26 protein-coding genes and 1 pseudogene are annotated in these 23,996 nt (G+C 71.1%); 15 read left to right on the forward strand and 12 right to left on the reverse strand.

Going from position 1 to position 23,996, the window contains the following annotated elements:
- The first annotated feature begins 699 nt into the window (after positions 1-699).
- The 11 genes from AB0E24_RS44270 (at position 700) to AB0E24_RS44320 (ending at position 12,233) form a co-directional block, all read left to right on the forward strand.
- Positions 700-1,731 (forward strand): 2,5-dihydroxypyridine 5,6-dioxygenase NicX family protein, encoded by a 1,032-nt coding sequence (locus AB0E24_RS44270; protein ID WP_069873780.1) that lies wholly within the window; start codon positions 700-702, stop codon positions 1,729-1,731.
- Positions 1,732-1,762: 31 nt separating this feature from the next.
- Positions 1,763-3,034 carry an FAD-dependent oxidoreductase gene (locus tag AB0E24_RS44275; RefSeq protein WP_069873778.1) on the forward strand — a complete coding sequence of 424 codons (1,272 nt, stop codon included), beginning with the start codon at positions 1,763-1,765 and terminating at the stop codon, positions 3,032-3,034.
- A gap of 136 nt (positions 3,035-3,170) precedes the next feature.
- The gene (locus AB0E24_RS44280) at positions 3,171-4,574 is read left to right on the forward strand and encodes an MFS transporter (protein ID WP_079256497.1); all 1,404 of its coding nucleotides are present in this window, start codon (positions 3,171-3,173) and stop codon (positions 4,572-4,574) included.
- Positions 4,575-4,631: 57 nt separating this feature from the next.
- On the forward strand, positions 4,632-5,480 hold the full coding sequence (locus AB0E24_RS44285) for an FAD binding domain-containing protein (RefSeq protein ID WP_099012693.1): 849 nt from the start codon (positions 4,632-4,634) through the stop codon (positions 5,478-5,480).
- Positions 5,477-7,849 carry a xanthine dehydrogenase family protein molybdopterin-binding subunit gene (locus AB0E24_RS44290; RefSeq protein WP_359385571.1) on the forward strand — a complete coding sequence of 791 codons (2,373 nt, stop codon included), beginning with the start codon at positions 5,477-5,479 and terminating at the stop codon, positions 7,847-7,849. Before AB0E24_RS44285 ends, AB0E24_RS44290 begins: the two co-directional genes overlap by 4 nt.
- Complete coding sequence (locus AB0E24_RS44295) at positions 7,846-8,385, forward strand: (2Fe-2S)-binding protein (protein WP_359385573.1); 540 nt, start codon at positions 7,846-7,848, stop codon at positions 8,383-8,385. The genes AB0E24_RS44290 and AB0E24_RS44295 overlap by 4 nt, the downstream gene beginning before the upstream one ends.
- Positions 8,376-9,017, forward strand: a complete 642-nt coding sequence (locus AB0E24_RS44300) for an SRPBCC family protein (RefSeq protein ID WP_069873766.1) — start codon at positions 8,376-8,378, stop codon at positions 9,015-9,017. Before AB0E24_RS44295 ends, AB0E24_RS44300 begins: the two co-directional genes overlap by 10 nt.
- Positions 9,014-9,721 (forward strand): isochorismatase family protein, encoded by a 708-nt coding sequence (locus AB0E24_RS44305; RefSeq protein WP_069873764.1) that lies wholly within the window; start codon positions 9,014-9,016, stop codon positions 9,719-9,721. The genes AB0E24_RS44300 and AB0E24_RS44305 overlap by 4 nt, the downstream gene beginning before the upstream one ends.
- The gene (locus tag AB0E24_RS44310) at positions 9,718-10,608 is read left to right on the forward strand and encodes an alpha/beta fold hydrolase (RefSeq protein WP_069873761.1); all 891 of its coding nucleotides are present in this window, start codon (positions 9,718-9,720) and stop codon (positions 10,606-10,608) included. The genes AB0E24_RS44305 and AB0E24_RS44310 overlap by 4 nt, the downstream gene beginning before the upstream one ends.
- An 83-nt stretch (positions 10,609-10,691) precedes the next feature.
- Positions 10,692-11,489 (forward strand): maleate cis-trans isomerase family protein, encoded by a 798-nt coding sequence (locus AB0E24_RS44315; protein ID WP_069873759.1) that lies wholly within the window; start codon positions 10,692-10,694, stop codon positions 11,487-11,489.
- Between the two features lie 264 nt (positions 11,490-11,753).
- Positions 11,754-12,233, forward strand: a complete 480-nt coding sequence (locus tag AB0E24_RS44320; RefSeq protein WP_069873754.1) for a MarR family winged helix-turn-helix transcriptional regulator — start codon at positions 11,754-11,756, stop codon at positions 12,231-12,233.
- Positions 12,234-12,303: 70 nt separating this feature from the next.
- Here AB0E24_RS44320 and AB0E24_RS44325 read toward each other — a convergent pair whose 3' ends face one another.
- Both AB0E24_RS44325 and AB0E24_RS44330 read right to left on the reverse strand, forming a co-directional pair.
- Positions 12,304-12,744: a VOC family protein gene (locus AB0E24_RS44325; RefSeq protein WP_359385577.1), complete on the reverse strand. Its 441-nt coding sequence runs from the start codon at positions 12,742-12,744 to the stop codon at positions 12,304-12,306.
- 149 nt (positions 12,745-12,893) lie between these two features.
- Positions 12,894-13,157, reverse strand: a complete 264-nt coding sequence (locus AB0E24_RS44330; protein ID WP_335755886.1) for a helix-turn-helix domain-containing protein — start codon at positions 13,155-13,157, stop codon at positions 12,894-12,896.
- Between AB0E24_RS44330 and AB0E24_RS44335 the strand changes: the two are divergent.
- Positions 13,041-13,475 (forward strand): annotated as a pseudogene (locus AB0E24_RS44335) (SDR family oxidoreductase); the annotation flags it as partial. The gene AB0E24_RS44330 and the pseudogene AB0E24_RS44335 sit on opposite strands and share 117 nt — an antisense overlap.
- Before the next feature lie 71 nt (positions 13,476-13,546).
- On the opposite strand, the gene AB0E24_RS44340 reads toward AB0E24_RS44335, so the two are convergent.
- Both AB0E24_RS44340 and AB0E24_RS44345 read right to left on the reverse strand, forming a co-directional pair.
- Positions 13,547-14,011, reverse strand: a complete 465-nt coding sequence (locus AB0E24_RS44340) for a hypothetical protein (protein ID WP_069873752.1) — start codon at positions 14,009-14,011, stop codon at positions 13,547-13,549.
- 26 nt (positions 14,012-14,037) lie between these two features.
- On the reverse strand, positions 14,038-15,087 hold the full coding sequence (locus AB0E24_RS44345; protein WP_459117451.1) for a helix-turn-helix transcriptional regulator: 1,050 nt from the start codon (positions 15,085-15,087) through the stop codon (positions 14,038-14,040).
- A 94-nt stretch (positions 15,088-15,181) separates the two neighbouring features.
- Here AB0E24_RS44345 and AB0E24_RS44350 point away from each other — a divergent pair, with 94 nt between their 5' ends.
- Positions 15,182-15,586, forward strand: a complete 405-nt coding sequence (locus AB0E24_RS44350) for a DUF3224 domain-containing protein (RefSeq protein WP_359385580.1) — start codon at positions 15,182-15,184, stop codon at positions 15,584-15,586.
- A gap of 18 nt (positions 15,587-15,604) precedes the next feature.
- On the opposite strand, the gene ung is transcribed toward AB0E24_RS44350, so the two are convergent.
- From ung to AB0E24_RS44380, 6 genes are all read right to left on the reverse strand, one after another.
- Positions 15,605-16,285 (reverse strand): uracil-DNA glycosylase, encoded by a 681-nt coding sequence (ung, locus tag AB0E24_RS44355; RefSeq protein WP_069873746.1) that lies wholly within the window; start codon positions 16,283-16,285, stop codon positions 15,605-15,607.
- Between the two features lie 148 nt (positions 16,286-16,433).
- On the reverse strand, positions 16,434-17,195 hold the full coding sequence (locus tag AB0E24_RS44360; RefSeq protein ID WP_069873744.1) for an SDR family oxidoreductase: 762 nt from the start codon (positions 17,193-17,195) through the stop codon (positions 16,434-16,436).
- A 19-nt stretch (positions 17,196-17,214) separates the two neighbouring features.
- Positions 17,215-17,976, reverse strand: a complete 762-nt coding sequence (gene fabG, locus AB0E24_RS44365; RefSeq protein ID WP_069873742.1) for a 3-oxoacyl-ACP reductase FabG — start codon at positions 17,974-17,976, stop codon at positions 17,215-17,217.
- Positions 17,977-18,155: 179 nt separating this feature from the next.
- On the reverse strand, positions 18,156-18,551 hold the full coding sequence (locus AB0E24_RS44370) for a DUF3037 domain-containing protein (RefSeq protein ID WP_069873740.1): 396 nt from the start codon (positions 18,549-18,551) through the stop codon (positions 18,156-18,158).
- Positions 18,548-19,372, reverse strand: a complete 825-nt coding sequence (locus AB0E24_RS44375) for a HipA family kinase (RefSeq protein WP_069873737.1) — start codon at positions 19,370-19,372, stop codon at positions 18,548-18,550. The genes AB0E24_RS44370 and AB0E24_RS44375 overlap by 4 nt, the downstream gene beginning before the upstream one ends.
- 176 nt (positions 19,373-19,548) lie before the next feature.
- Complete coding sequence (locus AB0E24_RS44380; RefSeq protein ID WP_069873734.1) at positions 19,549-21,168, reverse strand: ATP-binding cassette domain-containing protein; 1,620 nt, start codon at positions 21,166-21,168, stop codon at positions 19,549-19,551.
- A gap of 145 nt (positions 21,169-21,313) precedes the next feature.
- Between AB0E24_RS44380 and AB0E24_RS44385 the strand changes: the two genes are divergently transcribed.
- Entirely contained in the window at positions 21,314-21,814 is a 501-nt protein-coding gene (locus tag AB0E24_RS44385; protein ID WP_069873732.1) for a Rieske (2Fe-2S) protein, read from the forward strand.
- Here AB0E24_RS44385 and AB0E24_RS44390 read toward each other — a convergent pair.
- Positions 21,780-22,484, reverse strand: coding sequence for an isochorismatase family protein (locus tag AB0E24_RS44390; RefSeq protein ID WP_359385585.1), 705 nt, complete (start codon positions 22,482-22,484; stop codon positions 21,780-21,782). The two genes, AB0E24_RS44385 and AB0E24_RS44390, sit on opposite strands and share 35 nt — an antisense overlap.
- Positions 22,485-22,541: 57 nt before the next feature.
- On the opposite strand from AB0E24_RS44390, the gene AB0E24_RS44395 reads away from it, so the two are divergent.
- Positions 22,542-23,009, forward strand: a complete 468-nt coding sequence (locus tag AB0E24_RS44395) for a pyridoxamine 5'-phosphate oxidase family protein (protein WP_069873728.1) — start codon at positions 22,542-22,544, stop codon at positions 23,007-23,009.
- Between the two features lie 47 nt (positions 23,010-23,056).
- Here AB0E24_RS44395 and AB0E24_RS44400 read toward each other — a convergent pair whose 3' ends face one another.
- Positions 23,057-23,965: a LysR family transcriptional regulator gene (locus AB0E24_RS44400; protein ID WP_079256511.1), complete on the reverse strand. Its 909-nt coding sequence runs from the start codon at positions 23,963-23,965 to the stop codon at positions 23,057-23,059.
- Between the last annotated feature and the right edge of the window lie 31 nt (positions 23,966-23,996).

A 23,996-nucleotide genomic window follows, 5' to 3' on the forward strand; every position in this document is an offset into this window, starting at 1 on the left:
GAGCCCTCGTAGCGGAGCTACTAGGGCTTTTCGGCAACGCGGCGAGGTGCGGTGCCAGGCCGCGCGACCCGGGCGGGCATAGTGCAAGGACCCCTGAGTGGCGCCGTGTCGGACGAGGCCGCGGGGCAGGCGCCCCGCGGCCTTTACGTATGCCCGCGAGGACACCGTGCGGACGCGGTAACGCGGCGCCGTATCGGCGCCCATGAGGGCAGGGCCGCGCGCACCGCGACAGACGGTGCGCCGCGGGAAGCGGGGATGACCATCGGAGCCCTCCTTGGAGACGGCGCGCCGCCGAGAACCAGCCATCGCGAGGCAGTTCAGGGCACGCGGTCCGGACGCGGACAGAAACAATCCGAGCACGTACGAACTCTCGGCGCAAGACCTCACGCCCGCCGCGATCATCTTTCGTTCATCTGCGTAAAGTCGGGAAAGACGGCCGACACCTGGGGAAAATGCGAGGTCAGCAAGGGTGTCCCAGCCGTGGGGACCACTCCGGCGGGCGGGCTGATCACAAAAAAGTTCAGCCGTACCCCTTGCCAGAACCAGATCGTACGCGTTCGGATTAATTGCATCGGCGGCGCCCGTGAGACCCACGTCTCCGCATGAAGACACCTGGCCGCATGGCTGGATCTATACCTCTATGGCTGCCCGGACCGTGCGATCGCCGTCTGCCACCTTCCCCCTCCCCAGGAGCGAGACATGCTCGACCTCACCTCCGTTGATCTGCTCGACGCGTTCACCCAGGAGCTGAAGCTGTGCAAGCTCAAGCCCGATGAGCACGTCGTCGTCCTGTCCGAGCCCACCAGCCGCGGCGACTACGTGGCGGCCGCCTTCGGCGCGGCCAAAGCCTGCGGCGCGCATGTCATCGCCGCCACGGTCCCCGGCGGCAATCCGTCGCCCTCGGACAGCACCCGCACCGGTGCCGGACCCGGTCTGAGCGCGGTGCTCGGCGACACCGCCGCGCAGGATCTGCTCAAGGCCGCCGACCTCGTCGTGGACCTCACACGAGAGGGCTTCATCCACGCCCCGCTCCAGCAGGAGATCATGCGGACCGGCACCCGCATCCTCTTCGTGTGCGACGCCCCCGACGTACTCATCCGCAATCTCCCCAAGCCGGAGGACAAGGCGGAGGTGCTCAAGGGCGTGAACCTGCTGAGGAGCGCGTCCGTCATGCGCGTGACCTCGGAATCAGGCACCGACCTCACCGTCGAACTACCGGGCTCCAAGCCGGAGTTCCAGGTGGGCTTCGCCGACGACCCGGGCCGCTGGGACCACTGGCCGAGCACCATGGTCCTGTGCTGGCCGCGGTTCTCCGAGGGCCGGATCGTGCTCTCCGAGGGCGACATCCTGCTGCCGTTCAAGGAGTACGTACGTCAGCCGGTCACTCTGGAGATCGCGGGCGGGAACATCGAGAAGGTGTCCGGTGGCGCCGAGGCCCACCTGCTGAACACCTTCTTCGACGACGCGGACGACGAATGGGGACGCAGCCTGTCGCATATGGGCTGGGGCCTGATGCGCACCGCCGACTGGTTCGCCACCGCCCTGTACGGCAAGGAAGAGCTGATGGGCATGGACGCGCGGGCGTTCGCCGGGAACTTCCTGTGGTCCACCGGACCCCACCCCGTACTCGAGCGCGAATCGTACGCACACGTCGACATCGCCATGCGCGGCTGCACCGTCTCCGTCGACGACCAGGAGGTCGTCACCGCGGGCCGGCTCGTCGACTTCTGATCCCGCCGCCGCACCCGCATCTGGAGAGAACATGGCATCCACCCAATCCCTCGACGTCGTCATCGTCGGCGGCGGGCTCGGCGGAATGACCGCCGCGCTGTCGCTGCGGCAGCGCGGCCATCACGTGACCGTGCTGGAGCAGGCACCGCGGTTCGGCGAGATCGGCGCGGGCATCCAGACGGCCCCCAACGCGAGCCGAGTCCTGCTCGGGCTGGGTCTGCGCAGGCAACTGGAGGCCATCCACACCGAGCCCCAGGACCAGGTGCGGCGCCGGTGGAAGGACGGCAGCATCATCGGACTGACCCAGCTCGGCGACTACTGCAAGCGGCAGTACAACGCGCCGTACTGGCACTACCACCGGGCCGATCTGCACGGTGTCCTCACCGATGCCTGCGTCGACCCGACCGGCCCCGGCCCGGTGGTCGAACTGCACACCTCGAGCCGGGTCGGCGAACTGGACCGCGGCAACCCCCGCCGCCCCGCGGCCGTGACCGAGGACGGCCGGCGCTTCGAAGCCGATGTGCTGATCGGCGCCGACGGCATCCGGTCCCGGGTCCGCGACCTCATGGGCCTCCCGGACACCCTGCTGTTCTCCGGCGAGATGGCCTTCCGGGCCCTCATCCCCGGCGACCTCATCGCCGCCGACCCGGCCACGCGCTTCTTGATGGACCGCTTCCAGAGCACCATCTGGTACGGCCCCGACCGGCATCTGGTCCACTACATGATCCGCGGCGGCGAGTACCTCAACGTCGTCGGCTGCGTCCCGTGCACCGACGACGTCGCCGAGAAATGGACCGGCTCGGCCACCGCGGAAGACCTGGTGAACGCCTACGAGGGCTGGGACGACCGGGCGGCGGCGATGCTGTCCAAGGCCAAGGAGGACGTGCTCTCCTTCGCCCTCTACCACCGCCGGCGCGACCCGGTCTGGATGGACGGCCGGGTGGCCCTCCTGGGCGACGCCTGCCACGCCATGCTGCCCTACCAGGCCCAGGGGGCCTCCCAGGCCATGGAGGACGCCGCCGTACTGGCCGAAGAACTGGGCCGTATCAACGCCGACGGCGTCGAGGGCGCGCTGCGTCGCTACGTGGACCGGCGGGCCAAGCACGCCGGCATGGTCCAGGACGCCTCGCTTCAGAACAAGACCTTCTACCACTACCCCGACGGCCCGCAGCAGGAGGCCAGGGACGCCCTGCTGCGGCGCGGCTTCGACGGCGAATCCGACGTCTCCTACCACTGGTTGTGGAGCGGCAGCCCGCTCGACGACCCGGACCTGGGCGCCTTCGACTACCGCTTCGCCCGCTGACCAGGCCCTCCCCTCTCCATCCCCCTCCCCAACCCCTCCCCCACTCGTCACTCGCCCCCTCCGGGGCCACTTCCGGCTCATCCACCTCGGTGTCGCCCCGCGCGGGCACATCCCTCGAACACCCCGTGGAGCGACAGTGAAAACAGGCGACCAGATCGTCCAGGACCTCCCATGGAGATGGGGGGTCCAGGGCAGGATCTTCATCATCGGCGGCCTCGGCTACCTCTTCGATGCCTATGACATCGCCCTCAACGGCTTCCTGATGCCGCTGTTGGGCGACCACTTCCACCTCTCCCTCTCCGAGCGGGGCCTGGTGGCCACCGCCAATCTGGTGGGCATGGCCGTGGGCGCGGTGACCTGGGGCGCGATAGCCGACCGCATCGGACGCAAGAAGTCCTTCAGCGTCACCTTGCTGATCTTCGCGGTGTTCTCGGTGGCCGGTGCCCTGGCCCCGAACTACGCGATCTTCCTTGCCCTGCGCTTCATCGCGGGTGTCGGACTGGGCGGTTGTGTTCCCGTCGACTACGCCCTGGTGGCGGAGTTCTCCCCGACGAAGTACCGCGGCCGTGTGCTGACCGCGCTGGACGCCTGGTGGCCGATCGGCGTGACCCTGTGCGGTCTGGTCTCGACGGCCATGCTGTCCATCGAAGGCAACTGGCGGTGGATGCTCAGCGTGATGAGCATCCCGGCGCTGCTGCTGTTCTGGGTGCGCAGGGGTGTGCCCGAGTCGCCCGTCTACCTCAGCAAGAAGGGCAGGGAGGCCGAGGCACGGGCCGTCATCGACGATCTGGTCGCCCGCACCGGTGCGCCCGTCGAGCCGTACGCCATTCCCGCCCCGGTGCCCGAGGCCGGGGGGAACGGCCCCCGCGCCGCGCTCGAACAGCTGCGTGCGGTCTGGAAGTTCAGCCCGCGCATCACCTCCGCCGCCTGGCTGCTCTTCGCCACCGTCATGCTGGTGTACTACGCGGCGCTGAGCTGGCTGCCGTCCATTCTCAAGGAGGAGGGCCTCGGCGACACGGCCGCCTTCATGAGCACCACGCTGATGAGCGCGGTCGGCATCGTCGGCGTCCTGACCTCCACGGCGCTGGTGGACGCGGTCGGCCGGAAGTGGCTCATAGGGGTCTCGGCCCCGATCGCCTCGCTCGCACTGGTGGTGTTCGCGCTGGTGATGCGGATGCCGACGGGTTCCATCGTGGCCATCGGCGTCTTCGGCTTCCTGATGCAGCTGACCATCCCCGCCATGTACGCCTATGTCTCCGAGCTGTACCCGACCACGCTGCGGGCCAGCGGTTTCGGCTGGGCGTCCTCGTTCAGCCGGGCACTGACCGGTTTCGCCCCGATGCTGTTCGGCTCGGTGATGTGGCCGCTGCTGGGACTGCCGCTGACGTTCGGGGTACTGGCCGTGGCCGTCCTGGCGGCCGTCATCTGGACGGCGTTCGCGGCGCCCGAGACCAAGGGACGCGACCTCGACGAGGACGACCCGGCCGCGGTGCCCGCCCATGTGTCCCCGGAACCGGCCGTCGGTCAGACGGTGCGCTGAAGGGTCAGCCCGACCCGACCGGGCCGCCGGGTCGGCCTTCGAAACGACAGGAGAAACATGAAGCCCGCTCCCTTCCGGTACCACCGAGCGCGCGACGTCGAGGGCGCCACGGCACTCCTGGCCGAACTGGCCGACGAGGCCAAGGTCATCGCCGGCGGTCAGAGTCTGGTCGCGATGATGAACTTCCGGCTGGCCCGGCCGGGGCACCTGGTCGACATCGCCGGTCTGCGCGAACTCGACCATCTCGGAGTCGAGTCCGACGGCGGGCTGCACATCGGCGCGCTCACCACCCATCACACGGTGGAGACCGCGCCCGCGGACCGGCTCGGGGCGGGTTTCGGGGTCATCCGCGATGCCATGCGGTGGATCGGCCATCTGCCGATCCGGACCCGCGGCACCGTGGGCGGCAGTATCGCGCACGCCGACTCGACCGCCGAGTGGTGCCTGCTTGCCGTGCTGCTCGACGCCGAGTTCGTGGCCCACAGCCCGCGCGGGCGGCGGCGCGTCCCGGCCGGTGAGTTCTTCTTCGGCTACTACACCACCGCCCTGGACCCCGACGAGATCCTCGTGGAGATCGTCTTCCCCCGCCCCGCGCCGCACGCGGCGCTCACCGAGTTCGCCGAGCGTCGCGGAGACTTCGCCATCGTCTCCGCGGCGGTCGATCTGGCGACCGACGGCCGGGACGTCCTCGGCGGCCGGGTGGCTCTGGGCGGTGTGGCCGCGATGCCGGTACGCGTGCCCGAGGCGGAGGCCGTGCTCGCGGCCGGCGGCTCGTTCCGGGACTGCGCGGAGGCGGCGGCCTCCGCCGTGGATCCACCGAGCGATGCCAACGGCAGCGGCGACTACCGCAAGCACCTCATCCGCAATCTGATCGAGCGAGCCTGTGAGGAGGCGATGTCACGATGACGTCCGCCAGGGCCGACCGGCTGGTCGGCAGGTCGGTGGCGCGCCGCGAGGATCCCCGGCTGCTGTCCGGGCGCGGCCGTTTCGTCGACGACATCGAGCTGCCCGGCATGCTGCACGCGCAGTTCGTCCGCTCCACGGTCGCTCATGGGACGATCACCGAGATCGATCTGACGCGGGTGCGTCAGGTCCCGGGTGTCGTCGCCGCGTTCACCGCGGCCGACCTCGAGCTGGGTGATATCACCGCCCGACTCGGCCGCCCGCTCTCGGAGTTCGTGCCGACCGCCATGCCGGTCCTCGCCCGCGACCGGGTCCGCTACGTCGGCGAACCCGTCGCCGTGGTGATCGCCCGCGACCCCTACCTCGCCGAGGACGGCCTGGAGGCCGCCAGGGTGACGTACGCGCCCCTCCCGCCCATCACCTGCGAGGAACAGGCCCTCGCCCCCGACGCTCCGCGGGTGCACGCGGAGGCCGCCGAGAACACCCTGGTCGATGTCAGTTTGTTCGCCACCGAGGGCATCGACGAGATCTTCGACCAGGCACCCTGCGTGGTCCACGTCGATGTGCGAACCGGCCGGCAGAACGCCCTGCCGCTGGAGACACGGGGCGCGGTGGCGCAGTGGGACGCCCGGGAGGAACAGCTCGTCCTGCACACCTGCACCCAGACCCCGCATCAGGTGCGGACCGTGGCCGCGCGCTGTCTGCGGCTGGACGAGCGGGCGGTGCGGGTGATCGTCCCGGACATGGGCGGCGGCTTCGGTCTCAAGTGTGTGGTCGGCCGCGAGGAGATCGCCGCCGCGGCGGCCGCGCTGCGGCTCGGGCGGCCCGTCAAGTGGATCGAGGACCGCAAGGACGCCCTGTCCGCCTCGTTCCTCGCCCGGGAACAGCACTACACCGCACGCGCCGCCTTCGACGCCGACGGCCGGATCCTCGGCCTCGACACGGATGTGGTGTGCGACATGGGCGCCTACTCCTGCTATCCGTTCACCGCCGGTATCGAGCCGCTGATGGCCTCCGCCGAGATGCCCGGCGTCTACAAGGTCCCCGCCTACCGGGTGCGCGGCCGGGCCATCGCCACCAACAAGGCGCCCACCGCGCCCTACCGGGGCGTGAGCCGCCCGCAGTACGTCATGGCCATGGAGCGGCTCATGGAACGCGCCGCCCGTGAACTGCGCCTGGACCCGGTGGAGATCCGGCGCCGTAACGTCATCACCGACTTCCCGTACACCGGCGTCAACAACATCACCTACGACCCCGGCTCATATCTGGAATCGCTCGACCTGTGCGAGCGGGCGCTGCGCGAGGCGGGCTGGTACGACCGGCAGGCCGCGGCCAGGGCCGAGGGGCGGCACATCGGGATCGGCTTCAGCTGCTTCAGCGAGCGCACCGGCTACGGCTCCGCCGCCTTCGCCCAGCGCAAGATGGAGGTCGTGCCCGGGTTCGACCTCGCCGAGGTCCGCATGGACACCAGCGGCGCGGTCACCGTCACCACCGGCACCATCAGCCACGGGCAGAGCCATGAGACGACCATGGCGCAGATCGTCGCCGATACCCTCGGCCTCGACTTCACCAAGGTCAAACTCCACCAGGGCGACACCGACCGCATCACCTACGGCTGGGGCACCTTCGCCAGCCGCTCGATCGCGATCGGCGGCAGCGCCGTACGTCTGGCGGCGGGCAGACTCGGCGACAAACTCCGCGCCATCGCCGCCGCCGAGTGGGGCATCCCCCCGGAGGAGACCGAACTGGACCGGGGCCGGGTCCGCCGACGCGACGACCCGGATACCGCACTCAGCTACGAGCACCTGGCCGACACCGCCTACCTCAAGTCGCATCTGCTGCCCAAGGACATCGACCCGGGCCTGACCGCCACCGCCGTCTTCGACGTCCACAACGACGGCACCTTCTCCAATGCCACCCACGGAGTGGTGGTGGAACTGCACGAGGGCACCGGGCAGGTGGAGATCCTCGCCTACTTCTGCGTCGAGGACTGCGGTGTCGCCGTCAATCCGCAGGTGGTGGAGGGGCAGTGCCGGGGCGGCATCGCACAGGGCATCTCGGGGGCGCTCTTCGAGCAGATCACCTACGACGCCCAGGGCGAGCCGTCGGCCACCAGCTTCATGGACTACAAGGTGCCCACCGCACATGAGATCCCGGAGGTGGTGATCCACCATCTGGAGACCCCCTGCGCCTTCACCGAGACAGGCGCGAAGGGCGCCGGTGAGGGCGGCACCATCGGCGCCCCCGCCGCCGTGCTCAACGCCGTCAACGACGCACTGCGGCCCACCGGCGTCGAACTGGACAACACCCCCATCACACCGGAGACGGTCCACCGTGCCCTGACCCCCCGCACCCCGGAGCAGACACCATGAACGACACCAGCGGCCTGGGCGACGACGTCCAGCTCATCACGCTCGACGTCAACGGCACGTCATACGAGGTGATCACGGCGCCGCGCCGCACCCTGGTGGATGTGCTCCGCCACGATCTGCGGCTGACCGGCACCCATATCGGCTGCGAGCACGGGATCTGCGGAGCCTGCACCGTGCTCGTCGACGGGCTCCCGGTCCGGGCCTGTCTGATGTTCGCCGCCCAGGCGGAGGGGGCGCGGATCACCACCGTCGAATCCCTCGCCGACTCCGGCACCGGCGAACTCAGCGATCTCCAGCGGGCCTTCACCGAACACCACGGCTTGCAGTGCGGCTTCTGCACCCCCGGCTTTCTGATGTTGGCCCAGGGCTTCCTCGCGGAGCGGCCCGAGGCGACCAAGGAGGACATCCGGGAGGTCGTCGCCGCGAACCTGTGCCGGTGCACCGGCTACCAGACCATCGTCGAGGCGATCGACGCCTGCGCGACCGCCCGGCGCTCCCAGCGGGCCATGGGCGCCGAGGAGGAATCATGCAACTGATCAATACCGTTACCGTCCAAGCCGAGCCCGACGCGGTGTTCGCGCTGCTCGGCGACGTCCAAAGGGTGGCGTCCTGTATGCCCGGCGCCGCTCTTGAAGGCCGTGACGGCGATGCCTGGCGTGGCGCGGTCAAGATCAAGGTGGGCCCGATCTCGGCCGCCTACGCCGGTACCGTGCGCTTCCTGGAGGTCGACGAGGAAAAGCGGAGGCTGCGTGTCCACGCCAGTGGCGCCGATACGCACGGCAGCGGCGACGCCGAGGCCGAGGTTTCCCTGGAGGTCGTCCCGGCCCAGGACGGCGCCCAGCTGAACCTCTCCACCGACCTGGTGATCCGGGGCAAGATCGCCCAGTTCGGCAAGGGAGCCATCGGGGCGGTGTCCGACAAGATCCTCCAGCAGTTCGCCCAGAACCTCGGCAACCTGCTCCTTCAGCAGAACGGCGCGGAAGCGTCCCCCGTCTCCGGCGCGGCGCCCGCCGCGTCCACTCCCGCGGCCGTCGCCCCCGCCGAGGCGCCCGGTGAACTCAACGGGATGGTGCTGATCGCGGGCCCGCTGCTGAAGAAGTACGGCCCGATCGCGGCCGCGTTCCTGCTCGGGTTCGCTCCGGGCTGGCTGCTGGGGAGGCGCCGATGAGCGGCGGACTGTACGGAGTCGATACCAACCGCACCTACCGGCGGGCCGGCTTCGGTGCCGCGGTGCGGCGCGGCAGCCGTCCGGCGATCGTCGTGGTGGACCTGACCCGGGGTTTCACCGAGGACTCGTACCCCTCGGGCGCCGACCTCACCGAGGTCGTGGCCGCCACCACGCGCCTGATCGAGGCGGCCCGGCCCGCGGAGGTGCCGGTGATCTTCACCGCGATCGCCTACACCGAGGCCGAGGCGTCCGGTGACGCGATCGCCTGGCTGCGCAAGGCTCCCGGCATGCGCACCTTGGTCGAGGGCAGTGAGGCCGTGGCCGTCGACCCGCGGCTGCCCATGCGGCCGGGACACGATCACCTGGTGGTGAAGAAGGGCGCCTCGGCCTTCTTCGGCACCAGCCTCGCCGCCACCCTGACCGGTCTGGGCCGCGACACCGTCGTGGTGTGCGGCGCCACCACGAGCGGCTGTGTACGGGCCACCGTGGTCGACGCCGTCCAGTCGGGCTTCCCGGTGCTGGTGCCCCGTGCCTGCGTGGGCGACCGGGCCGAGGGGCCCGCGGACGCGGCGCTCTTCGACATCCAGGCCAAGTACGGCGACGTCGTCACCCTCGATGACGCCGTCGGCTACATCGGCTCCGTTCCCGCCCCGGCGGCTCCTCGAGCGGCCCGGCGTTCCCACCGACGAGGAGACAGCACATGACACGGCGTTCGGTCCTTCAGAGCGCACTCGCCGATCTGGCCGAGGTCCCGGCCACGAGCCGGTGGGCGCGCTCCGGAGAGGTACGGCTGCACGCCCTCGACTACGGCGGCGATCTTCCGGCACTGGTCGTCCTGCCCGGTATCACCAGTCCCGCGGTCACCATGGACTTCGTGGCCCGCGAACTGACCGACCTGGTCAGGCCGGTGGTGCTGGACGTGCGCGGCCGGGGCCTTTCGGACGAGGGCGACGGATACGGGCTGGAGGAGTACGCCGAGGACACCGAAGCCCTCATCACCCACCTCGGCCTGGACCGTCCGCTGCTCCTCGGCCACTCCATGGGCGCGCGGATCGCGGCGGCCGTCGCGGTGCGCGCCAAGGTGCCCCTGCGCGGCACCGTGCTGGCCGATCCGCCGATGAGCGGCCCGGGGCGCGGCCCCTACCCCACCACCCGGGAGGTGTTCCTGCGGCAACTCGCCGAAGCCCGGCGCGGAACGGACGCCGACGAGGTGGCCGCCTCCTGGCCCACCTGGCCGCGGCGTGAACAAGAACTGCGGGCCCGCTGGCTGTCCAGCTGTGCCGAGGAGGCCATCGTGGCCACGCACCACGGCTTCGAGCACGAGGACTTCTTCGACTGGTGGCCCCGGGTGCCCGGACCGGCCCACATGCTCTACGGGGCGGGCAGTCCCGTCGTGACGTCGGAAGGGGTGCGGGAGGCCGCACAGAGCAATCCACCGGCGCCGCTGCACAAGATCCCCGGCGCCGGCCACATGATCTTCTGGGACGCCCCGGCAATCGCCACCGAGACGCTCCGCGGCGCGCTGAAGACCATCCTCTCCCCGCCCGGCACCAGCCCTGAACAGCACGTCCACGGGGGTGGCGGTTCCTGATGAGGCATCTGGTTTTTCCAGGCCACCCGCGATTCCCGGCCGCCTGACCGGTGCCCGCCGCCCCGATTCGGAGGACCAACCCCATGACCGACCATCACATCGGACTGATCGTGCCCAGCTCCAACCTGACCATGGAGACCGAGCTTCCCCGGATGCTCAACGCACGGGAGTCCATCGCGCCCGACGACCGCTTCGTCTTCCACACCAGCCGGATGCGGATGAAGCACGTCACCCCGGACGAGCTGCGCAAAATGAACGCGCAGACCGAGCGGGCCGCCCTCGAACTGGCCGACGCGCGGCCCGATGTCGTCGCCACCGCGTGCCTCGTCGCCATCATGGCGCAGGGGCCGGGTCACCACTGTGTGGCCGAGGCCGACATCGCCTCCGCGCTGCGGGCCGAGGGCGCCGGGGCCCCCGTGGTCTCCAGCGCCGGCGCCCTGCTCAGCGGTGTCGAGGCACTCGGCGCCCGTCGGGTCGCGATCATCACGCCGTATATGAAGGAACTCACCGCCAAGGTGGTCGACTACATCGAGGACGCGGGGATCGAGGTGGTCGACGCGCTCAGCCTCGAGGTTCCGGACAACCTGGCGGTGGCCCGCCTGGACCCCGCCGATCTGCGCGAGCACTGGCGCCGCCTGAACCTGGGCAGGGCCGACGCGCTGGTGCTGTCGGCCTGTGTGCAGATGCCGTCGCTGGCGTCGATCCAGCCCGTCGAGGACGAGGCGGGGCTGCCGGTGCTGTCGGCGGCCACCTCCACCGCCTTCCGCATCCTGACGGAGCTCGGGCTGCCGCCCGTCGTGCCCGGCGCCGGGAGTCTGCTCGGCGGCCAGGTCTCCAGCCCCGCCGGGAGCGGCGCCGGAACGATGGCCGGTCGGAGCTGACAGGAGGCGTCCGTGCGCGATGTGCTGGAGCCGCTGGGCTCCCGGTGGGCCGAGGGCACGGCGTCCGCCCCGGCCACCGTGGCGGCCGCCCACCATTCGGCGCCACACCGGCCGGGCGCGTCCATCGATGGCCTTGGACCGGCGCACCGGGCGGGACCGATCCACCTCGGTACCGGCCGGTGAGCCCGTGGCCGGGGCCGAAGGGTGCACCGGCGCCCGCCCCACTGTCCCTCGGCGTCAACCGTGCGTGCTTAAGTAGGTTCCATGACTGATCCCACCCCGCCCGCCGAGACCGGTCCAAAGGCTCCCACCGCCTTGACGGCCGCGCCCGGCTATCAGGTCCGCCGTCTCTACCAGGCGTATCTCGCCGTGTGGGCACGGGAGGTGGACCCGGTCCTCACCGGCCCGCAGTTCGCGGTGCTCCAGGCGGTGGAAGCCCATCCCGGCCAGGACCAGCGGTCCATGGCCGCCGCGGTCGCCCTGGACACCTCCACCATGGCGGATGTGGCGCGCCGGCTGGAGAACCGTGGTCTGCTCGCCCGGCGAACCGCGGCCGCCGACGGCCGCCGCAAACTGCTCTACCTGACCGACGCGGGCCAAGAGGCCCTTACGGAGGCGAACGACCGGGCGCGCAGGCTCGACAAGATCCTGCTGGAGTCCTTCGACGAGGCGGAACGCGAACGGTTCGTCGTCAAGCTGAAGGCGCTCGCCGACCGCTGGGAGGGGCTGGTGGAGGCGGCATAGCGGGCCACCGGGCGGTGACGGCCACCGCCCCTGGACGCTCAGCCCACCCCCTTCGTTCGGTTCCTGCCGCTCAGCGCAGTTGCTCGGCCAGTCCGACGATGATGCCCTCCGGGCCGCGGAGGTAGCAGAGCAGATAGCTGTCCTCGAACCGGGCGATCTCGCCGACGAGTTCGGCGCCGTGAGGGTGCAGGCGGGCCACGGTGTCCTCGATGTCGTCGACGGCGAACATGACGCGGTGCGTGCCCAGAATGTTGTGCGGCCGGTTGCGCGGCCCGGCGCCGATCGCCGCGGGGCTGCGGTATTTCGCCAGCTCGAGTCGGCTGTGACCGTCCGGGGTCCGGACCATCGCGATGTCACAGCGGACGCCGTCGAGTCCGGTGCACTGGTCGGCGAAGGGGCCCTCGACCTCCGCCCTGCCCTCCAGCTCCATACCGAGTTCCACGAAGAACGCGATGGCGGCGTCCATGTCCTCGACGACGATGCCGACGTTGTCCATCCGCTGAATCGCCATGCTGGTTTCTCCTTCGTCCTCGTGCGGCCGGTGGGGGCCGCTGATGTCTGTCCCTGGGACGGAGCCGGTGACACGTTCTCGACATCCGCGGGCGCTCCGGTGACCTCGGTCTTCGGTCTTCGGTCTTCGGTCCGGAGAAGGGCTCGGTGTCACTCCGCAGGGTTCGACGCCTGACGAAACTGTCTGGGTGAGAAGCCGGTCACACGACGAAACGCGGTGCTGAACGCGCTCTCAGATTTGTACCCGATCGCGAATGCGAGCTCGGAAATCGATCGTGTTCCGCGGCTCAGGGCATCCAGGTCTTCGGAGTCAACGTCCGGGGCACGCTGTTCACCGTGCAGAAGGCGCTTCCGCTGCTCAACGACGGTGCCTCGGTCATTCTGACCGCCTCCACCGCCGCGGACAACGGCCAGGAGGCATTCGGCACGTACGCGGCCTCCAAGGCCGCCATCCGGTCATTCGCGCGGACGTGGTCCAACGAACTCAAGGGCCGTGGCATCCGGGTCAACGCGGTCTCGCCGGGCGGGGTCGAGACTCCCGGGCTCACTGACATCTTCGGTGGCGAAGAAGCGCTGGCCGCCGTCAAGGACCACGTCGCCGCGACCGTGGCGAAGGGGCGTATAGGCCGCCCCGAGGAGGTCGCCGCGACCGTGGCGTTCCTCGCCTCCGAACAGAGCAGCTACATCGTCGGCGCCAACATCTACGTCGACGGCGGACAGAACCAGATCTGAACAGCACGCCACCGACCACCCGGGGGCGCCAGGCGCGCGGACCGGCACCCCCGAACGCCTGCCCCGGACCCTCAGTCCCCGGCGCTCCCCTCCAGGACCAGCGTCAGCCGCCGGATGGCCGCCCGTACCCCGTCGCCGTACGGATCCTCGCCGAGCGCACCGGCGGCCGCCCGCGCCAGCGCCAGCTGGTCCCGGGCCGCCTCCTCCTGGCCCAGCTTCAGATAGCCCGAGGCCACGTTGAGGTGGAGGGAGGGGAAGAACGCCCGTGGCGCCAGGGCACCGGTGAGCCCGTCCGCCGCGGCGAGCGCCCGCAGGTTCCAGATCAGCTCGTCCAGGGGGTCGTCCTGGGTGTCGGCCAGATAGTGGGCGAGGGCGCAGCGGTGGAAGGGGGCGCCGTCCCGTTCGATCTCCCGCCACAGCGCGGCGAGGCGATTGCGCGCCTCCTCCCGGTCACCGCCCCGGTGCAGCATGACCGCCTGCCCGATCCGGGTCAGTACGGCATCGCCCTCCGGCGCCTCGCGCTGCGCTTCCGTCATCGCGGCCTCCCGTCCTTCGAGAGAAGCTACGGGGTGTCCCGCGGCTCATGCACCGTCCGCCACGCCCCGCCCGGCGTGTCGTGGCCCGGCGGGGCCCCGGGAGTGCCGTTCGGCGCGCCGTAGCGGCGGGCCAGCTCGGCGACGGCGCGGGCGACGGCGGAGCGCAGCTCGGGCGGCCCCAGCACCTCGGCGTCGGTGCCCAGCCGCAGCATGTCGTGGACCGCGACCGGCAGCGACTCCACGGGGAGTACGACACGCCGCCGCCCCCGGTCGTCGGGCGGGCCCGCCGCGGCCACCGCCTCCTCGCCCACCGCGCCGAACTGCATCGGGAGCAGCTTCACCCCGCGCTCGGAGAGCAGGAGCTCGGCCTCGCCCTGGAAGCGCGCGGACTCCAGCCGGCGGGACGACTCCTCCCAGTGGGCGGCGAGGTCGAACCCGGCGGGCCGTTCGAAGACCTCCGCCAGCAGCTCGGCGTCGAGGATCCGCGATACCCGGTAGCTGCGCACGCTGTCCTCGACCCTGGCCACCAGGTACCAGATGCCGCCCTTGAGGACGAGGCCCAGCGGGCACAGCTCCCGCCGCACCTCACCGCGCCAGCGGCGGTAGTGCACCCGCAGCACCCGCCGCTCCCATACGGCCTCGGCGGCGGCCGCCAGATGGGGCACCGGCTCGGCGTCCCGGAACCAGCCCGGCGCGTCGAGGTGGAAGCGCTCCTGGATGCGGCGGGAGCGCTCGCCCAGCTCGGCCGGGAGCGCGGCCCGCAGCTTGAGCTGGGCCGTGGTGAGGTCGGCGGCGAGGCCCAGCTCGGCGGCCGGGCCGGGCATCCCGGCGAGGAAGAGCGAGTCGGCCTCGTCGCCGGTGAGCCCGGTCAGCCGGGTGCGGTAGCCGTCGAGCAGCCGAAAGCCCCCGGCGGGGCCTCGGTCGGCGTACACCGGCACCCCGGACGCGCTGAGCGCCTCCACATCGCGGTAGACGGTGCGCACCGAGACTTCGAGCTCGGCGGCGAGCTCGGGCGCGGTCATCCGGCCCCGGTTCTGGAGCAGCAGGAGCAGCGAGAGAAGGCGGTCGGCGCGCATGCGGTCCATTGTGGGCGCCGTACCTGACAGAAGGTGTCAGGTACGGCGGCCAGAGTGGCTCCCGCAGCCGATCCGGCCCCTGAAAGGACCCACCATGACCACGCACACCACCGGCCACTTCACCTACGCCGACTGGCAGGAGACGGCCCTCGACGAGGCCGAAGGCGGCGCGAAGCTGGCCCGGGCCGTGGTGACGAACGCCTTCTCGGGCGGCATCGAGGCATCGCGGACCAGCTGTCAGTACGCGATCACCTATCGGTCCGACAAGACCGGCGTCTGCTGCGGCTACGAGCTGCTGACCGGCACCCTCGACGGGCGCGCGGGCAGCTTCGTGGTGGTGCAGCACGGCAGCTGGGGCGAGGACGCCGCCGTCCACTGCACCTTCGAGGTGGTACCCGGATCCGGCACCGGCGAGCTGACCGGACTCACCGGATCGGGCACCTTCACCGCCGGCCAGGGGATCACCGAGATCCCCTACAGCTTCGACTACGCGCTCTAGGCCGGCTCCAGGCCCTCATCAGGCGCCGAGGTCCGGGATCCGCCAGTCGATCGGGGTGTGCCCCTGGGCCTTGACCGCCTCGTCGATCTGGGTGAAGGGGCGCGAGCCGAAGAACTTCTTCGCCGACAGCGGGGACGGGTGCGCCCCCTTCACCACCGCATGCCGCGAGGCGTCGATCAGCGGCAGCTTCTTCTGGGCGTAGTTCCCCCAGAGCACGAAGACGGCCGGGTCGGGGCGCGAGGCCACCGCGCGGATCACCGCGTCGGTGAACTTCTCCCAGCCCTTGCTCTTGTGGGAGTTGGCCTCGCCGCCCCGGACCGTCAGCACCGCGTTGAGCAGCAGCACGCCCTGCTCGGCCCATGGCATCAGATAGCCGTTGTCGGGCACCGGGTGGCCGAGCTCCTCGCCCATCTCCTTGAAGATGTTCCGCAGCGAGGGCGGGGTCTTGACGCCGGGCCGCACCGAGAAGCACAGACCGTGGCCCTGACCCTCGCCGTGGTACGGGTCCTGCCCGAGGACGAGCACCTTCACCTGGTCGAACGGCGTGGCCTCCAGGGCGGCGAACACCTCCTCGCGCGGCGGGTACACCGGCCCCTTGGCCCGCTCCTCCTCGACGAACTCGGTGAGCTCCTTGAAATAGGGCTTCTCCAGCTCCTCGCCGAGGACCCCGCGCCAGGACTCGGGCAGCACATAGGGCACGTCTTCAACCTCCGGTCGGTGTTTCCGTCTTACGGACACAGAACCTACCGGCGGCCACCGACAACGCCCCACACGGACCGGGCACCGGCGCGCGGCACCCACGGCTCGGGGCCGTGGGCCCAGGGCGCGGGGCCGGACCGGGCGCCGGTCAGCCGAGTCCGGCGCGCAGGAGGATGCCGCCGTCCACGACGAGCGTCTGACCGGTGACCCACGCCGCCTGCTCGGAGGTGAGGAAGGCGGCCGCGCCCCCTATGTCCTCCGGCACGCCGAGCCGCTCGAGCGGATAGGCCGCGGCGGCCTCCTCCTCCCGCCCCTCGTACAGGGCGGTGGCGAACTTGGTCTTCACCACCGCGGGCGCGATGGCGTTGACCCGTACCCCCGGGGCGAACTCCTGGGCGAGCTGCACCGTGAGGTTGATCATGGCGGCCTTGCTGACGCCGTAGGCCGCGATGAACGGCGACGGCCCCATCCCGGCGAGCGAGGAGATGTTGACGATCGAGCCGCCGTTCTCCCGCTGCCACGCCTTCCAGGTCCGCTGGGCGAAGCCCAGTGCCGAGACCACATTGGTCTCGAAGACCTTACGGATGACATCGAGGTCGAGGTCGGCGATGGGCGAGTAGACCGGGTTGGTGCCGGCGTTGTTCACCAGGTGGTCGACCCGGCCGAACGCCTCCATCGTCCGCTCGACGGCGGCCGCCTGGTGCGCCTGGTCATGGGCCTTCCCGGCGACATGGATCGCACGGTCGGCCCCGAGCCGCTCCACGGCCTCCTTGAGCGCGTCCTCGTTGCGCCCGGTGATGCACACCTTGTCGCCGCGGGCCACCATCGCCTCGGCGATGGCGTAGCCGATCCCCCGGCTCGCCCCGGTGATGAGCGCGACCTTGCCGCTGTCCTGTATCTGCTCGGTCATGCTGGTCTGTGACTCCTGATCAGTTGAGCGGGCCGCCGGCCACGTACAGGACCTGGCCGGAGACGAAACCGGCCGCCTCGCCGGTGAAGAAGGCGATCGCGTTGGCGATGTCGCCGGGCTCGCCGACCCGCTGCACCGGGATCTGGCTCGCGGCCGCCTTCTGGAAGTCCTCGAAGCCCATGCCGACGCGCTCGGCGGTCGCGGCGGTCATGTCGGTGGCGATGAAACCGGGCGCCACGGCGTTGGCGGTGACGCCGAACTTGCCGAGTTCGATGGCGAGGGTCTTGGTGAAGCCCTGCATTCCGGCCTTGGCCGCGGCGTAGTTGACCTGGCCGCGGTTGCCCAGCGCCGAACTGCTGGAGAGGTTGACGATCCGGCCGAACCCGGCGTCCACCATGTGCTTCTGGCAGGCGCGCGACATCAGGAACGCGCCCCGCAGATGCACGTTCAGCACGGTGTCCCAGTCGGACTCGCTCATCTTGAAGAGCAGATTGTCGCGGAGCACACCCGCGTTGTTGACCAGGATGGTCGGCGCGCCGAGCTCCTCGGCGACCCGCGCGACGGCGGCCTCGACCTGCTCGGCGTCCGACACATCGCAGCCCACGGCGATGGCCTTGCCGCCCGCCTCGATGATCTTCTCCACGGTGCCCGCGCAGGACCCCTCGTCGAGGTCGAGCACGGCGACGACGCGACCCTCCTCGGCCAGGCGCACGGCGGTCGCCGCGCCGATGCCGCGGGCCGCGCCCGTCACGATGGCAACGCGCTGCTCGGTGGTGGACATGCGGGTTCTCCCTCGCATCGATGGCGGCTCACCGTCCCGGTCCCGGGAGTGAGCAACCGCTTAGTCTCTCCTGCGCACGTGACGCTATGAGGCCCGCCACCGCCTGTCAACGACCGCTCTTATGCACTCGCTCACCCCGGGTCGCTTTCACCCGCCTTTCGGCTCACCCGCCCGGGGTCTCACCGCACCAGCAGATCGAGCAGCCGCTCGACCTCCGCCTCCGCGTCCGCCGTCAGACCGGTGTGCACCGGCCCCGGCTGGACGACCGTGGAGCGCGGGGCGACGAGCCAGCGGAAGCGCCGCCCCGCGTCCTCCTCCGCCGCCTGACCGGCCCGCTCTCCCCCGCAGCAGACGCACTCCACCGCGTGCAGCGCGGCCCGTACCGCCGCCACGTCGGCCGAGGGGTCCAGGGCGCGCAGCCGGTCCTCGTCCAGATGGACCCGGGCCGCCACGAAGGAGGTGGCGCGGCAGTAGACGAGAACGCCCGCGTTGATCAGCTCACCGCGCTCGACCCGGGGAACCACCCGCAGCACGGCGTATTCGAAGACATCCCGGCCGTTGTGGAACCCGCTCACTTCGACGCCTTTCCATCGACCCACACCCGCAGCCACCGAGGGGCCTTCGACGGGCCCTCATCGGTGCGCTCGCCGAGCGTGATCCTCGTCCCGACCGTGGCCGCTCGCTCCAGCAGCACCTCGACATAGGCGCGGCGCACCGCGTCGGGGCCGTCGAAGCCCGGCTCGTCGGCCAGCCATTCGCCGGGGACGTCCGCCACCACCTCGGTGAGCAGTTCCTCGGTGATCAGCGGCGCCAGGGCCGCGCTCGCGGCGGCGACGTCCGGTGCGAACGGCGCGAGGACGTGGTCGGTGGCGTCGTACGGCTTGGCGGCGGCCTTGTCCAGCCCGCGCCAGCCGTGGTGCCAGATCATCGTGGCGCCGTGGTCGATGAGCCACAGCCGCCCGTGCCAGACCAGCATGTTGGGGTTGCGCCAGGAGCGGTCCACATTGCCGATGAGCGCGTCGAACCACACGATCCGGCCGGCCTCCTCCGGGCCCACCTCGAAGGCGAGCGGGTCGAAGCCGAGCGAGCCGGGGAGGTAGTCCATGCCGAGGTTGAGCCCGCCACTGGCCTTGAGCAGCTGCTGCACCTCCTGGTCCGGTTCGCTCAGGCCGATCACCGGGTCCAGCTGGATCCGGACCAGGTCCGGGACCCGCAGCCCCAGACGGCGGCCCAGCTGACCGCAGACGACCTCGGCGACGAGGGTCTTGCGGCCCTGTCCGGCGCCGGTGAACTTCATGACGTAGGTGCCCAGATCGTCGGCCTCGACGATGCCCGGCAGCGATCCGCCCTCACGCAAGGGCGTGACATAGCGGATCGCGGTGACTTCAGACAGCATTTGCCCAGGTTATCGGTGCCGACCGGCCCGGTGGACCGCATCCGGTCGGTGGCATCGGCACCGTATCGACGCGCGGTCGGTACGGTGCCGGTGTGTCTCCTACGGCGGCCGGAGCATGTCCGGCTCGGCGGCGAGGGGAGCGGTGCCGGGCAGCCGGGGCATTCCCTGCGGAGCGCTCAGCGGACCCGGTCCACGCGGCGCTCGTCCCAGACCGGCTCCGCCGTCTCGCGGACGACACCGTCCGAGCCGAAGACCAGAAAGCGGTCGAAGGACCGCGCGAACCAGCGGTCGTGGGTGACCGCCAGCACCGTGCCCTCGTAAGCCGCGAGCCCGTCCTGTAGCGCCTCGGCCGACTCCAGGTCCAGGTTGTCCGTGGGCTCGTCCAGCAGCAGCGCCGTCGTCCCGGCCAGTTCGAGCAGCAGGATCTGGAACCGGGCCTGCTGACCGCCCGAGAGCCGGTCGAAGGTCTGGTCGCCCTGGCGGTCCAGCTCATAGCGGCGCAGGGCGCTCATCGCGCGCCCCCGGTCCCGGGCGTGCTCGGTCCACAGGATGTCGACCAGCGTACGCCCGAAGAGCTCAGGATGGGCGTGGGTCTGGGCGAAGTGGCCGGGCACGACCCGCGCGCCCAGCTTCCACTCCCCCTGGTGGGCCACGCTCCGGCCGGCCAGCAGCCGCAGGAAGTGGGACTTGCCCGAGCCGTTGGAGCCCAGCACGGCCACCCGCTCGCCGTAGAAGACCTCGAGGTCGAAGGGGCGCATCAGCCCCTCGAGACCCAGCGCCCGGCAGGTGAGCGCCCGCACCCCGGTGCGGCCGCCCGCGAGCCGCATGGTGATGTCCTGTTTGCGCGGGGGCTCCGGGGGCGGCCCGGCCTCCTCGAACTTCCGCAGCCGGGTTTTGGCGGCCTGGTAGCGGGAGGCCATCTCATCGCTGCGGGCCGCGTACCGCTGCATGTCCAGCACCAGCCGTTTGAGCTGGGCGTGTTTCTCGTCCCAGCGCCGCCGGAGCTCCTCGAAGCGCTCGAACCGCTCCTCGCGGGCCTCGTGGTAGGTGGCGAAGCCGCCGCCGTGCACCCATACGTCGCTGCCCGCCGGGCTCGGCTCGACGCTGACGATCCGGTCGGCCGCACGGGCCAGCAGCTCCCGGTCGTGGCTGATGAACAGCACGGTCTTACGGGTCTCGCGCAGCCGCTCCTCCAGCCACTGCTTGCCCGGTACGTCCAGGTAGTTGTCGGGCTCGTCGAGCAGCAGCACCTCGTCGGGCCCGCGCAGCAGCGCCTCCAGCACCAGCCGCTTCTGCTCGCCGCCGCTGAGGGTGCGCACCTGGCGCCACTGCGCCCGTTCGTAGGGCACTCCGAGCGCCGCCGTGGTGCACATGTCCCACACCGTCTCGGCCTCGTAGCCACGCGCCTCGGCCCAGTCGCTCAGGCTCTGGGCGTAGGCCATCTGGGCGGCCTCGTCATCCCGCTCCATGATCGCCAGTTCGGCCTCGTCGACCGCGCGGGCGGCGTCGCGAACCCGGGGCTGGGCCACCGACACCAGCAGGTCGCGCACCGTACGCTCATCGCGCACCGAGCCGATGAACTGCGGCATCACCCCCAGCGAGCCACTGACGGTGACCGTGCCGCCGTGCGGCTCCACCTCACCGGAGACCAGCCGCAGCAGCGTGGTCTTGCCCGCCCCGTTGGGCCCGACCAGGGCGGCCACCGTGCCCTCCGCGACGCGGAACGACACATCGCCGAGCAGCAGCCGGCCGTCGGGCAGGAAGTAGGCGAGGTGCGCGGCCTCCAGATGTCCCATGGCCAGGCATTCTCATGCCACGGCGGGGTGGTCGGCAAAGAGATTTTTCCGGCCCCGGCCCGAGGACGCCCGCAGGCGGCTGAACGCGGCGGCCCCGCGCTCCGTATGGAAGGGTGAAACGTCCCCCTGAGCAGGAGGCACCACCATGACGCAGTCGGCGATCACCGGGCAGGGCACCACCCGTCGTGCCGTCGTCACCGCCGCCGGAGCGGCCGGGCTGGCCGCCACGCTTGCCGCATGCGGCAAGGACGACAACGGCGGCGGTTCGGACAGCGACAACGCGGGCAGCGCCCAGGACGCCGGGGGCTCGCAGCCGTCGCAGAGCGCGGAGGGCGGCGGCCAGTCGGCCGGCGGGGACGGTATGGAACTGGCCAAGACCTCCCAGATCCCCGAGGGCGGCGGCATGGTCTTCAAGGACCACAAGGTCGTGGTGACCCAGCCCACGGCGGGGGAGTTCAAGGCGTTCTCCTCGATCTGCACCCACCAGGGCTGCTCGGTCGGCGATGTGACCGGCGGCACCATCAACTGTCCGTGCCACCAGAGCAAGTTCGACATCACCGACGGCAGTGTGAAGGGCGGACCGGCGCAGAAGCCGCTGCCCGGCGCGCAGATCAAGGTGCAGGGAAGCTCGATCTGGATGGCGTGACGGCCGTCCTCCGCCAGCACTCGGCCACTTCCTCGGCCGTGGTGACGGCGGCCACGAGGGAGAGGGTGTGACGGACCATCGCCGGGGTGTACGAGGCGGGCACCCCGGCGATCGCGTCTTCCGGCACCACGGCGGTGTAGCCGAGGTTGACGGCGTCGAAGACGGCGCCGGGGATCGCCACATTGGCCGACACGCCGGTGATGACCAGCGTGCGGCAGCCCAGATTGCGCAGCAGCGCGTCCACATCGGTCCCGGCGATCGGCGAGAGGCCGTGCAGCCGCCGTACGACCAGGTCCTCGGCCGCCACCGGAACCGGTTCGGCGATCCGCACCGCCGCGCTTCCGGTGAGCTGCCGGACCGGCAGCCGCTCGACGGCCCGGAACAGCGGTGCGTTGCGGTTCGCGCCACGTCCGTCGGCGCGCCGTTCGGCCACCGCGTGCAGCACCTGGACGCCCGTGTCGTGGGCGGCCGCCACCAGCTGGGCGACACGCCCGAGGGCACCGGACTCATGGGCCACGGCGGCCAGTTCGGGCAGCGCGCTGTCGGGCCCCACCACACCGCGCTGGCATTCGACGGTGAGCAGGGCGCAGCCTTCCGGCCGGAGCAGTTCCAGGAGGTCTTCCCGGGGAGGCGGGGTCACGGCGCGGGAGCGTAGCGTCCCTTGCGTCATCAAGGAAGAGCAATCATCCTGTGCCGCGTATCCAGTTACCGGGAGGTACAGGGCCGGATGACCGTCACCCAGCGGCGCGGGCGCCGCATCATGATGAGCCAGGACGAGTTGAACGCCTTCCTCGCCGAGCAGCGCACCTGCCGGGTGGCCACCGTGGCCGCGGACGGGCGGCCGCATATCAGCCCGCTGTGGTTCTGCTGGGACGGCACCGCCCTGTGGCTGTACTCCCTGACCCGCAGCCGCCGCTGGGCCGAGCTGCGCCGCGATCCGCGGATCGCGGTGGTGGTCGACGACGGGCACGACTACGGCGAGCTGCGCGGGGTGGAGCTCTCCGGCGAGGCGGTCCTCATCGGCGAGGAGCCGCGTACCGGCGTGTCGTGCCCCGAACTCGACTCGCCGGAGCGGATGTTCGCGGCGAAGTACTTCGGTCTGGACGCCATGCCGCACGACGGCCGTCACGCCTGGCTGCGGCTGACCCCCGAGGCCATCCGCTCCTGGGACTTCCGCAAGCTGCCCCAGGGCTGAGGCGCCCGGGACCGGAGCCGGGACCGGGCTCGCGGTTCGGCCGCGCGTCAGTCGACGATCTTCTCGCCGACCGACCGCAGCACCTCGACCGCCGCCCGGATCGAGGGCCTGCGGTCGGCGTCCGCGCGCCAGATCGCGTAGATGTGCCGCCGCATCGTGGGCTGGCTGACGGGCACCATCCGCACCCCCTCGGGCACCGGGCCGCGGCCCAGCCGGGGCACCACGGCGATGCCCAGCCCGGCGGCGATCAGCGAGAGCTGGGTGTGGTGCTCATGCGCGGTGTGCCGGATCCTCGGCTCGATGCCCTTGCCGCGCAGGGTCACCATCAGCCAGTCGTAGCAGAACCCGCCCTTGGGCCAGGAGATCCACTCGTCGTCCACGAAGTCCTCCGGCTCGACCGCGTGCCGGTCGGCGAGGGGGTGGTCGGCGGGCATCGCCACATCCACCGGGTCGTCCAGCAGGGCGGCCTTCACCAGCCCGCCGGGCATCGGCAGCGGTTTGTTGTACCAGTCCAGGACCACGGCCAGATCGATGTCGCCGCGCACCACCGAGGGCACCGACTCATCGGGCTCCATCTCCTGGAGCCGCACATTCAGCTGCGGATGCTCGGTGCGCAACCGGCTCAGCGCGTCCGGGAAGAGACCGCGGACGGCGGTCGGGAACGCGCCCAGCAGCAGCTCGCCGACGGCGTGGCCGCGCTGCGCCTCCAGATCCGCCTGGGCCAGCTCCACCTGGGAGAGGATGCGCGCCGCGTGGTCGGCGAGTAGCCGCCCGGCGTCGGTGAGGCGGATCCCGCGCCCGTTCTTGGCGAGCAGCTGCTGACCGGTCTCCCGCTCCAGTTTGGCGAGTTGCTGGGAGACGGCGGAGGTGGTGACATGCAGCCCCTCGGCGGCCCCGCTCACGGAGCCGTGACGGGCCACGGCGTGCAGTGTCCGTAGGCGATCGAGGTTCAACATGTAAGGGATACTACGTTATATCGCGAACGAA

This window comes from Streptomyces malaysiensis subsp. malaysiensis (assembly GCF_040653035.1).
GTDB classification, from domain to species: Bacteria; Actinomycetota; Actinomycetes; order Streptomycetales; family Streptomycetaceae; genus Streptomyces; species Streptomyces malaysiensis.